At 31.0% G+C, this 11,694-nt stretch carries 11 protein-coding genes and 1 riboswitch; of the genes, 10 read left to right on the top strand and 1 reads right to left on the bottom strand.

Going from position 1 to position 11,694, the window contains the following annotated elements:
• Positions 1-5 precede the first annotated feature (5 nt).
• From DYA59_RS08940 to tsaD, 10 genes are all read left to right on the top strand, one after another.
• On the top strand, positions 6-1,046 hold the full coding sequence (locus tag DYA59_RS08940) for a glycosyltransferase family 9 protein (protein WP_115271544.1): 1,041 nt from the start codon (positions 6-8) through the stop codon (positions 1,044-1,046).
• Positions 1,042-2,043 (top strand): glycosyltransferase family 9 protein, encoded by a 1,002-nt coding sequence (locus tag DYA59_RS08945; protein ID WP_172606991.1) that lies wholly within the window; start codon positions 1,042-1,044, stop codon positions 2,041-2,043. The genes DYA59_RS08940 and DYA59_RS08945 overlap by 5 nt, the downstream gene beginning before the upstream one ends.
• Positions 2,043-2,729 (top strand): lipopolysaccharide core heptose(II) kinase RfaY, encoded by a 687-nt coding sequence (locus tag DYA59_RS08950; RefSeq protein ID WP_115271313.1) that lies wholly within the window; start codon positions 2,043-2,045, stop codon positions 2,727-2,729. Before DYA59_RS08945 ends, DYA59_RS08950 begins: the two co-directional genes overlap by 1 nt.
• Before the next feature lie 17 nt (positions 2,730-2,746).
• Positions 2,747-3,715, top strand: coding sequence for a glycosyltransferase family 9 protein (locus tag DYA59_RS08955; RefSeq protein WP_172606992.1), 969 nt, complete (start codon positions 2,747-2,749; stop codon positions 3,713-3,715).
• A 1-nt stretch (position 3,716) separates the two neighbouring features.
• Positions 3,717-4,796: a recombinase RecA gene (gene recA / locus DYA59_RS08960; protein ID WP_115271317.1), complete on the top strand. Its 1,080-nt coding sequence runs from the start codon at positions 3,717-3,719 to the stop codon at positions 4,794-4,796.
• Positions 4,786-5,331, top strand: a complete 546-nt coding sequence (locus tag DYA59_RS08965) for a regulatory protein RecX (RefSeq protein WP_172606971.1) — start codon at positions 4,786-4,788, stop codon at positions 5,329-5,331. Before recA ends, DYA59_RS08965 begins: the two co-directional genes overlap by 11 nt.
• 22 nt (positions 5,332-5,353) lie before the next feature.
• Positions 5,354-6,088, top strand: coding sequence for a lysophospholipid acyltransferase family protein (locus tag DYA59_RS08970; RefSeq protein WP_115271321.1), 735 nt, complete (start codon positions 5,354-5,356; stop codon positions 6,086-6,088).
• A gap of 35 nt (positions 6,089-6,123) precedes the next feature.
• Positions 6,124-6,208, top strand: a riboswitch (ZMP/ZTP riboswitch).
• 194 nt (positions 6,209-6,402) lie between these two features.
• On the top strand, positions 6,403-8,631 hold the full coding sequence (gene pflB, locus DYA59_RS08975; RefSeq protein WP_115271323.1) for a formate C-acetyltransferase: 2,229 nt from the start codon (positions 6,403-6,405) through the stop codon (positions 8,629-8,631).
• 169 nt (positions 8,632-8,800) lie between these two features.
• Complete coding sequence (gene pflA / locus DYA59_RS08980) at positions 8,801-9,529, top strand: pyruvate formate-lyase-activating protein (RefSeq protein WP_115271325.1); 729 nt, start codon at positions 8,801-8,803, stop codon at positions 9,527-9,529.
• Between the two features lie 69 nt (positions 9,530-9,598).
• A complete protein-coding gene (gene tsaD, locus DYA59_RS08985; protein WP_115271327.1) occupies positions 9,599-10,615 on the top strand; it encodes a tRNA (adenosine(37)-N6)-threonylcarbamoyltransferase complex transferase subunit TsaD in 1,017 nt (338 codons plus the stop codon).
• A gap of 30 nt (positions 10,616-10,645) precedes the next feature.
• Here tsaD and DYA59_RS08990 read toward each other — a convergent pair whose 3' ends face one another.
• Positions 10,646-11,692: a carboxypeptidase-like regulatory domain-containing protein gene (locus DYA59_RS08990; protein ID WP_115271329.1), complete on the bottom strand. Its 1,047-nt coding sequence runs from the start codon at positions 11,690-11,692 to the stop codon at positions 10,646-10,648.
• Positions 11,693-11,694 lie beyond the last annotated feature (2 nt).

Genomic DNA, 11,694 nt, shown 5'->3' on the forward strand with positions numbered 1-11,694 from the left:
GGATTATGGAGATCAAGAGGATAATAATTTCAAGAACTGATAAGATAGGAGATTTAGTACTTTCAATTCCAAGTTTTTTTATGATAAAAAGGATGTATCCCAAAGCAGAACTTGTGGTTTTAGTAAGAAAGTATAACTATGATATAGTGAAAAATCTTCCATATATAGATAGAGTAATCAAAATAGATGATTATACACAATCAGAGCTTTTAGAAAAAATAGCATATTTTAATGCTGATATTTTCATAGCTCTATACAATGATAAATTTGTATCGCAACTTGCTAAGGCAAGTAAGGCTCCGATTAAAATAGGACCACTTTCTAAGACCTATTCATTTTTTACTTTTAATAAAGGTGTTTGGCAAAAGAGATCTAAGTCTATAAAAAATGAGGCTGAATATAACTTAGATTTGATAAAAAAAGTTGATGAAAAGAGATATAATGAAGTGTTTAAGATAGATACTAAGATCTATTTAAGTGAAGAGAATAAAAAAGCAGCAAAGACTTTTTTTTCAACTTATAATATAAAAGGAGAGACTTTAGTTGTTAATCCTTTTACAGGTGGGTCTGCTAAAAATATAAAAGATGAAGAGTATGTCTCTCTTTTACAAAGATTCAGAGATGATAACCCAGATAAAAGTGTGATTGTAATATGTCATATATCAGAAGAAGAAAGAGGATTAAGATTAGTTGATAGAATAGCAAGAGATGGTGTATATCTCTATGCAAATGGAGGAGATCTTTTAAATATAGCAGCTATAATAGAAAAGGGAAAGGTATATTTGGGAGCTTCTACTGGACCTACACATATTGCTGGAGCACTTCAAAAGAGAATAGTAGGAATATACCCAGCTAAGGCTACTCAAAGTATTATAAGATGGGGAGTTTTTGGTAATTCTAAAGTAAAATATCTAATTCCAGATAAGGGAAATCCAAAGGAGAATTATAAAAATCCATATTTTGATAATTATAATAAAATTATGGAAGGAGAACTTTTAAACTATATAGATGAAAGTTTTCTCTTAGAAGAGGGTGAGAAAAATTAAAATTTTAATTATTCATACAGCATTTATAGGGGATATTGTCCTTTCAACTCCACTTATAAAAAAATTGAGAGATACTTATCCTAAAGCGGAGATTACTTATCTGACAACTCCTATAGGAGCTTCAATCTTGAGAAATAATCCGTATCTTACTCATATAATAGAATATGATAAAAGAGGAGAGCACAGAGGATTGAATGGCTTTTGGTCCATAATTAAAAAATTAAAAATGGGAGCTTATAATTTAGTGATAACGCCACATAGATATCTGAGAAGTACACTTATTAGTTTTTTGACAGGAGCCCCAGTAAGAAGAGGGTATGACAATGCAGCTGCTTCATTTTTATTTACAGAAAAAGTTCATTATGATAAGAGTAAGCATGAAGTTGAAAAACTCCTCTCTTTTGTTCCTAAAAATCAAGAAAAGAGATATGAGATAGAACTTTTTCCGACTGAATTAGAACGGGAAAAAGTCGATAGATTATTGGAGAAAAAGAGGAAAAAAATGGTTGTAGTTGCTCCTGGAAGTAAGTGGTTTACTAAAAAATGGCCTCTTGAGTATTTTAGAAAAATTATAGCTGAATTGGAAAAAAGAGAAGATACAACAGTTGTAGTAATAGGGGGAAAAGAAGAGTTATTACTCAATATTAATCTCTCTGGAAGCTCAATTGATTTAAGGGGAAGAACTACTCTCTTGGAATTAGCTGAAGTGATAAGAAGAGCTGATATAGTACTAACAAATGATTCATCTCCAACACATATAGCTTCAGCTTTTTCAACTGTTAAAATTTTAGCTATTTTTGGACCTACTGTTCAAAATTTTGGTTTTTTTCCATGGTCTAAAAATAGTGAAATATTTCAAATAGATGGATTGGAATGTAGACCATGTTCAATTCATGGAGGAAACTTTTGTCCTAAAAAACATTTTAGATGTATGTTAGAGATAAAACCGGAATATGTACTAAAGAGAATAGAAAAAAATTTAGAGAGTGAAAACTGATGGAGAGATTAAGGTGTGAGCAAGATATTTTATATTATGACGATAAAAAAAATATAAAATTATATGACAAAATAAAAAACGCTTGTTATAATATAGAGAGGGTCTTAAAAAATGATCAAAGAAGCTATGTGGCCATTGTAAATATAGATGGGGAAAAATATGTTTTGAAAAAACCTATTGAGAAAAATAGAAGAAAGTGGCAGAGATTTTTATCTATATTTAGAGGTAGTGAAAGTAAAAGAGAATATGAAAATATTCAAAAGATAAATAAGTTAGGCTTCAATGGAGCAATACCATACTTGGTAGTAGAGAAAAAAATTGGCCCTTGTGTTGTTGATTCTTATCTTTTATATTCATATCTTGAGGGAAAAGAGGGAAGGACTGAGGATATAGCCTTGATTTCTGAAGAGTTAAAAAAGATACATAGAAGGGGGTATCTTCACGGAGACTCTCAAGTTATGAATTTTTTAATAAATGGAAATACTGTATATCTTATAGATACAAAGCTTATGAGAAATAGATATGGGAAATTTGGTGAGGTTTTTGAATTTATCTATTTAGAAGAAAGCTGTGATAGGGATATAGAATATGATAGGGAGAGTATTTACTATAAAGGAGCTATAGCTCTGAAAAAGTATTTGATATGGTTTTCTAATTTTAAAAGAAGATTGAGAGGGAAGAAGTGAAAATATTAGTAATAAGGATGAGTTCTATAGGAGATATAATACTTACTACTCCTGTACTTAAGGCTTTTAAAAGAAAATATCCAGAACTTATAATAGATTTTGTCGTTCTAGAACAATTTAAAGATGCCATATCTGGACTGGAATATATAGATAATTTGATCACTTTTAGTAAGAAAAAAGATGATGGAATAAAAAATATAAAAAAATTTGCTGCTAGACTAAGGGAAAATAACTATGATTATGTATTTGATTTACATGCAAAGTTTAGATCTAAGATGATAGCAAAAGAGCTTGGAGTTAGAACTTATACTTATAAAAAGAGGGCTTGGTGGAAAACCTTATTAGTAAAACTAAGAGTTATAAGATATCAAGTAGATGATACAATTGTAAAAAATTATTTTGGTGCTTTTAAAGATTTTGATTTAGAATATGTAGGTGAGGATTTAGACTTTAAATTTGAAGAAAATATAAAGTTAAGAAAGTTTGAAGGTTTGCCAGTGATGGCACCAAAGGCATCTAAGAATACTAAAGAGTGGACTTCTGAGGGGTTTGCGAAATTAGCAAAGCTTATTTTTGAAAGATATGGATTAAAGAGTGTGCTTATAGGTGCAAAGCAAGATATTTCTAAATGCGAAGAGATAAATAGGCTAAGTGAAAACTCTTGTATTGTACTTGCTGGAAAACTCTCTTTAAAAGAGAGTGGAGGCTTACTAGCTAAAGCAAAATTTCTAGTAACCAATGATTCAGGACCATTTCATATAGCTAGAGGAGTTGGTTGTAGAACTTTTGTAATCTTTGGACCTACGAGTCCAGGAATGTTTGAGTTTGGGAGAAGAGATACTCTTATATATGCAAATGAAAGTTGTTCTCCTTGTAGTTTGCATGGAGATAAAAAATGTCCAAGAGGTCATTTTAAATGTATGAAAGAGATAAGAGCTAAAGAAGTTTTAGACATCATAGATAAAAAAATAAATGAGGAGGAGTAGTATGGCGAAGACAAAGGATGAAGTTAATGAGAGAGAAAAAGCATTAGAGATGGCAATGAAGCAGATAAAGAAGGATTTTGGAGAAGGATCTATAATGAAATTGGGTTCTAATCAAAGTATGGCAGTAGAGACAATTTCAACAGGAAGTATCAATTTGGATCTAGCTTTAGGTCAAGGTGGAGTACCTAGAGGAAGAATAGTTGAGATATATGGAGCGGAAAGTTCAGGAAAGACAACAATAGCTTTACACATAGCAGCTGAAGCTCAAAAAATGGGTGGGATAGTGGCATTTATAGATGCTGAACATGCTTTGGATCCTATTTATGCTAAGGCTTTAGGAGTAGATGTAGATGAGCTTTTAATATCTCAACCTGATTATGGGGAGCAAGCTTTGGAGATAGCTGATATGCTTGTTCGTTCTGGAGCTGTAGATTTGGTGGTTGTAGACTCAGTGGCTGCTCTTGTTCCAAAAGCTGAGATAGATGGAGAGATGTCGGATCAACAGATGGGATTACAAGCAAGACTTATGTCTAAAGCATTGAGAAAATTAACTGCAACACTTAATAAATCAAAAACTACAATGGTCTTTATCAACCAAATTAGAGATAAGATTGGTGGATTTGGATTTGGGCCTCAAACTACAACTACCGGAGGAAAGGCATTAAAGTTTTATGCTTCAGTGAGAATGGAAGTAAAAAGAGTAGGAAGTGTAAAACAAGGTGATGAGGCAATAGGAAATGAAACAGTTGTAAAAATTACTAAAAATAAGATAGCTCCTCCATTTAAAGAAGCAGCTTTCCAAATAATGTATGGAAAGGGAATATCGAGAGTTGGTGAAATACTAGATATGGCTTTAGAATACGATATAGTTGCAAAATCTGGAGCTTGGTTCAGTTTTGGAGATATTAGGCTTGGACAAGGAAAAGAGAATGTAAAAGCGAGATTAGAGAGTGAACCAGAGTTATTAGCAGCTATTGAAGTTGAAGTAATGAAAGTTATGAAACCACATTCAGCAAAAGATGAGGAAGAGGAACAAGGAATAGCTGTTCCAGAAGGAGCATTGAATTTTGATGAAGTATAATCTTAAGGGAAATAAGATATATTTTGATGAATTTTTTTACTTAGATTTGAATAGACAAACTATATTAGACTTTGATTTGAAAAATCGTATTGAGATTACTGAAGTTGAGTATAGAGAATTAGTTAGAAAAAGAGCAGAAAGTATGGCTTATTTTTGGTTAAGTAAAAGAGATTACTCTCAAAAAGAGCTATATCATAAACTTTTAGCTAAATATAGAGAAAAAGATATTTTAAGAGAGATCTTAGAAAGATTTGTAGATTTAGGCTATCTCAATGATTATGATTATGCACAGAGCTATGTAAGGTCACATAATTATAGTAAAAAAAAGATAGAATTTATGCTTCTTCAAAAAGGAATAAGCTCAGAAATAATTAAAAAAGTCTTAGAGAATGATAATTTTCGAGATATAACTGAGATAAAAAGACAATTAAAAAGGTTTGAGGGGAAAGATGTAGATAAAAAAATCAATTCTCTCATGAGAAAAGGATTTACATATAAAGATATTCAAAGGGCAATAAAAGAGATTGAAGAGTAGAAATTTAGGAGGATTAGAAAATATGTTGGGAATGATATTAGCAGCTGGAACAGGATTATTAATATTTATATACATAAGTATACTATATCTTCCTATAATAGCGTTAAAAGATGAAGTAACTGGAGTGAAGTTAGCAAGAAAAAAATTAAGATGGTTATCAAAACTGGTTTTAAGAAGTTTAGGTGTAAAATTAAGAGTTATTTATAAAAATAGAAAAAATATTAACGCTTTAGAGAGAGAAAAGGGAATTATTTTTGTATGTAATCATCAGAGTAATTTAGATATTCCCGTCATTGTTAGTGCATTACACATAGATACTGGATTTGTAGCAAAAAAAGAGATGAAAACTTGGCCATTTTTTAGTATTTGGATGAAAAAAAGTAAGTGTGTCTTCTTAGATAGAGAAAATCCAAGAGAGGGAATAAAGGATATAAAAGAAGCGGTAAAAATTGTAAAATCTGGACATCCAATAGTTATCTTTCCTGAGGGAGAAAGAAGTTTAGATGGAGAGATACTTAGATTCAAAAAAGGTAGTTTTAAGCTGGCAACAGAAACAAGTGGAATAATAGTACCTATTACCTTAAAAGGTACTTTTAATATACAAAAAAGAGGAGAGTGGAAGATGAGAAGAAATCAGATGGTCACTATAGTTGTAGATGAACCAATATATATAAACTCTCTTTCTAAAGATGAGGTCAAAGAATTAAGTACGACTGTTAGAGAGATAATAAAAAGTAATTATGAGAAAATTAAATAAGTTGTTGATAAATTATAAAAGAAATGATATACTATAAATAGTTATATAACTGACGGAGAAAAAGTGGATAACCACGTGGAGTATAACTTTAAGATTTAGCCGACCGTCTGGGCACTAAGCCTGGATTGTCGGCTTTTTTATTTTAAAAACACTTCAAATATTTTTATATAAAAAATATTATTTTTACAAACAAAAAAATTGACTTTTTGAATAAAGAATGATATCATAAAGTATATTCAAACAATATAAAATAAAAATTAACACACTAAAGGGTTTTTGAATTTTTTAATATTTATTAATTTTAAGGAGGCAAAATGGAGTTTTGGAGCAATTTTAAAGGTCAATTATGGAAAAAGGAGATCAATGTCAGAGACTTTATACAAGAAAATTATACACCTTATCATGGTGATGATTCTTTCCTAGTTGATTCTACAGAGAAGACTAAAAAAGTTTGGAATAAGTTAACAGAGATGTTCAAAGTAGAAAGAGAAAAGGGAATCTATGATGCAGAGACTAAATTTCCACAAGGGATAGTCACTTATGGACCTGGATATATTGATAAAGACTCAGAGGTTATTGTAGGGCTTCAAACTGATGCTCCACTAAAAAGAGGAATCTTTCCTAAAGGTGGACTTAGAATGGTTAAAAACTCATTAGAGGCGTATGGATATAAAATTGATCCATTGACAGAAGAGATTTTTACTAAGTATAGAAAAACTCATAATGAAGGGGTTTTCTCAGCTTATACAGATGAGATAAAAGCTGCTAGAAAAAGTGGGATTATAACAGGTCTTCCTGATGCCTATGGAAGAGGAAGAATCATAGGAGATTATAGAAGAGTAGCTTTATATGGTGTAAATAGATTAATTGAAGATAAAAAAGAGCAATTAAAACAATTGGAATCAGCAGATTTCAATGAAGATATAATTAGAAAAAGAGAAGAGGTATCTGAGCAAATAAAAGCTTTAAAAGAGTTTATAACAATGTGTGCATCTTATGGTTTTGATGTAACTAAGCCTGCTAAAGACGCAAAAGAAGCTGTGCAATTTCTCTATTTTGCTTATCTTGCAGCTACAAAAGATCAAGATGGAGCAGCTATGTCTTTAGGAAGAACTTCTACTTTCTTAGACATATACATTGAGAGAGACCTTAAAGCTGGAGTAATTACTGAGGAGGAAGCTCAAGAGTTAATAGACCAATTTATAATAAAATTAAGAATAATAAGATTTTTAAGAACACCTGAATACAATGATTTATTCTCTGGAGATCCTACATGGGTAACTGAATCTATTGGAGGGCAAGGTGTAGATGGAAGAACATTAGTTACTAAAACATCATTTAGATATCTACATACACTATATAATTTAGGACCAGCTCCAGAACCAAATTTAACAGTTTTATGGTCAGTGAACTCTCCTGAAAATTGGAAAAAATTCTGTTCGAAAGTATCGATAGATACTTCTTCAATTCAGTATGAAAATGATGATTTAATGAGACCTGAATTAGGAGATGATTATGGAATAGCTTGTTGTGTATCTCCTATGAAGATAGGAAAAGGAATGGAATTCTTTGGAGCTAGAGCAAATCTAGCAAAAGCACTTTTATATGCTATTAATGGTGGAAGAGATGAAAAAAGTGGAGTTCAAGTAGCACCTAAGTTCACTCCAGTTATGGGAGATTACTTAGATTTTGATGATGTGATGGATAAGTTTGACCAAATGATGAAATGGTTGGCAGGAACTTATGTAAATGCTTTAAAAATTATACATTATATGCACGATAAGTATTCTTATGAAGCTTTTGCTATGGGATTACATGATTTAAATGTAGAAAGAACTCAAGCTAGTGGAATAGCAGGTCTTTCAATAGTAGTAGATTCACTAGTAGCTATAAGAGATGCTAAAGTAAAAGTGATAAGAAATGAAGAGGGAATAGTAGTAGATTTTGAAAGAGAAGGAGAGTATGTACCATTTGGTAATGATGAGGACTCAACAGATGAGCTAGCAGTTCAAATAGTTGAGAAGTTTATGAATTACTTAAGAACTCATGGAACATATAGAAACTCTAAGGCAACTCAATCAATATTAACTATTACTTCAAATGTTGTATATGGAAAGAAAACAGGAAATACTCCAGATGGTAGAAGAGGAGGAACACCTTTTGCACCAGGAGCTAATCCAATGAATGGAAGAGATACAAGAGGTGCTGTAGCTTCTCTAGCTTCAGTGGCTAAATTACCGTTCCACCATGCAGAGGATGGAATTTCTTATACATTTGCTATCTCACCAGCAGCTTTAGGAAAAACTAAAGAGGATAGAGTAGAGAATCTAGTTACATTGATGGATGGGTATTTTACTCCACAGGGAGGACAACATCTAAATGTCAATGTATTTGATAGAGAGTTATTAGAAGATGCTATGGCAAATCCTGATAAATATCCACAACTTACAATTAGAGTTTCGGGATATGCAGTAAACTTTGTAAGACTTACAAGAGAACAACAGTTAGATGTGCTATCAAGAACTATCAGTGGAAAAATGTAATATAGGGGATGTTGCAATTTAAGAAATTAAAGTTATTATAAATAGTTCAAGAATGACTTTCGTTCAAAGAATAAAGAGCAAGTATGGCTTATGCTGACTTGCTCTATTTATTCTTTATCAATTTTTACTATTTTTCAGATGAGTCTAATAATTTAAAAAAGGAGATAAAATGGTTTTAGGAAATATTCATTCTTATGAGAGTATGGGAACCGTAGATGGACCTGGGATTAGATTTGTAGTTTTTTTACAAGGTTGTCCATTGAGATGTAAATTTTGCCATAATCCTGATACTTGGAATATAGCAGAAAAAAAGATACAGGAGAGTGCTGAGGATACTTTGAAAAAAATAAAAAGATACAGAAATTTTTTTGGAAAAAAGGGTGGTGTAACTGTAACTGGTGGAGAACCTTTAATTCAAGGTAATTATGTATTAGAACTTTTTAAACTTTGTAAAAAGGAGGGTATTCATACGGCTTTAGATACTTCAGGTTATATTTTTAATGAACAAGTAAAAGAGATCTTAGAATATACAGATTTGGTTTTGCTAGATATAAAAGCTATAGATCAGGACATTCATAGGGATTTAACAGGAGTAGATATCAATAATACCTTAAAATTTTTCGAATATTTAAAGGAGATAAAAAAGTCAACTTGGATAAGGCATGTAGTAGTTCCAGGAATAACTGATAATGATGAACTTCTTGAAAGAACGGCTCAATATATATCAAAGGCTGATAATGTTGAAATGGTAGAAATACTTCCATACCATACTTTAGGAGTGTTTAAATATAAAAAGTTAGGACTGGAGTATCCATTAGCTGAGGTAGAAGATTTAGGATACGAAAGAAAACAAGAGATAATGGAGATATTTAAAAAATATGAACTTCCTGTTCATTAAAAAAGTGCTTTTTTTCTTAAAAAATGATATAATAGACAATATGTTATTGAGAGAAAGGGAGGTTCTTTAATGATAATTTTAGGGATAGAGACTTCTTGTGATGAAACTTCCGTAGCTATATTGAAAGATGGGAAGGAGATTTTATCTAATAAAATCTCTTCACAGATAGAGATACATAAAGAGTATGGAGGAGTAGTTCCAGAAATAGCTTCAAGACAGCATATAAAAAATATAGCTACAATAGTAGATGAAGCTTTAGAAGAAGCTGGGCTAACTATAACAGATATAGATTATATAGCTGTAACTTATGCTCCTGGACTTATAGGAGCGTTGTTAGTAGGAATATCTTTTGCTAAAGGGTTATCTTATACTCATAATATACCTATTATACCTGTACACCATATAAAAGGGCATATGTATGCAAACTTTTTAGAGCATGATATAAAATTACCATGTATTTCATTGGTTGTATCTGGAGGGCATACTAATATTTTGTATATGGATGAAAATCATAAGTTTACTAATTTAGGTGGAACATTAGATGATGCAGTAGGAGAGAGCTGCGATAAAGTTGCTAGAGTTTTAGGAATAGGCTATCCTGGAGGGCCTGTGATTGATAAAATGTACTATCAAGGAGATAGAAATTTTCTTAAGATATCTGAACCTAAGGTAGGAGAGTACGATTTTAGTTTTTCAGGGATAAAAACAGCTGTAATCAACTTTGTAAATAAGATGAAGATGAAAGGTGAAGAATTTTCTAATGAAGATTTAGCAGCCTCTTTTTTGGGAAAAGTTGTAGATATCCTATGTAAAAAGACTTTAAAGGCGGCTAAAGATAAAAACGTCAAAACGATTATTTTAGCTGGCGGTGTGGCAGCTAACTCATTACTTAGAAGTCAACTTACAGAAGAAGCTAAAAAAATGGGAATAGAGGTATTTTATCCATCTTTGAAACTTTGTACGGATAATGCAGCTATGATAGCTGAAGCAGCCTATTATAAACTTATTAATGCAAAAGATAAAAAGGAGTGCTTTTCTGACTTGGATTTAAATGGAGTAGCTACATTGAATGTGATAGATGATTAAAAGAGCAAGTCAAGCTTATGCTGACTTGCTCTATTTATCAATTAGAATATTGTAGTCTTTAATATCCTTTGTTAACTCTATAATAGGGGTTTTCATAATGACTTTTTCTTCATCTAAGATGGAAATAAAAACTTCTCTATTACCTGGAATTTTATAAAATTCAAAATAGCCATTTTCATTACTATAAGTTGTTGTAATTTTATTATTATCTTCGGTTAACAGTTGAAGTTGTATATTTGGAAGGGCTTTTATTCCATTAGTAATTGTTCCTGTGATACTGTATCTTATTTTTTTGAGTGGAATTTCAATATTGCTGATAGAGGAATTTTTTTCTACTTTTCTAACAACTCCATTTTGAAAGAAACTATGTTTTTGAGCAAGAATAGTTACTATACCACTATCAACTTCAAGTTTAAACATTCCAAACTCATCCCCCTGTTTCTCTATAATATCCTTACCGTTTTTTATAAAAAGAGTTGGATATGGAATAGCAAATCCATTCTCATCTATAACTTTTCCCTGTATGAAACTTGGCAATTCTTTCAGTTCAAGATTTAAAGAATAAGGATTATTAGTAAAGGAAAAAGTATGTACAATCTTATTTATTTTTTCAAGAGTATAACCAAATCTTTTGGCATTTATAAGGTAGTTACCAGGTGGTAGATAGGCTGTGTACTGTCCAAATATATCAGTAATAAAATTAAAACTTTTATTTTCAGCATTGGTAAAAGAGATAACAACATTCCCTAAATTTGAAGAGTTACTAGTAATTTTACCTTGGACTACTACATAATCTTTTTTAGAAAATACTATGTTGATAGGGGTGGTTATATCTTTAATATTATAGATTTTTTCGATGATTGGAAAATCTTCATTAATGATTAAAAAATGATATTCTGTTTCTTCTAGATCTAGAGTTAGAGTTCCTTCATAAAAATAGTTACTTTGGACATTGAGATCACCAGCTTTGAAATATTGTACTTTACCTGTTGGAGTGTTAAAGTTAAAGGTAATATTTTTAGTAAAAGTTGTCAAAAATACATTCGTGAATATAAAGATAAAAAAAATTTTTCTCACTA

This window comes from Fusobacterium necrogenes, assembly GCF_900450765.1.
Taxonomy (GTDB): domain Bacteria; phylum Fusobacteriota; class Fusobacteriia; order Fusobacteriales; family Fusobacteriaceae; genus Fusobacterium_A; species Fusobacterium_A necrogenes.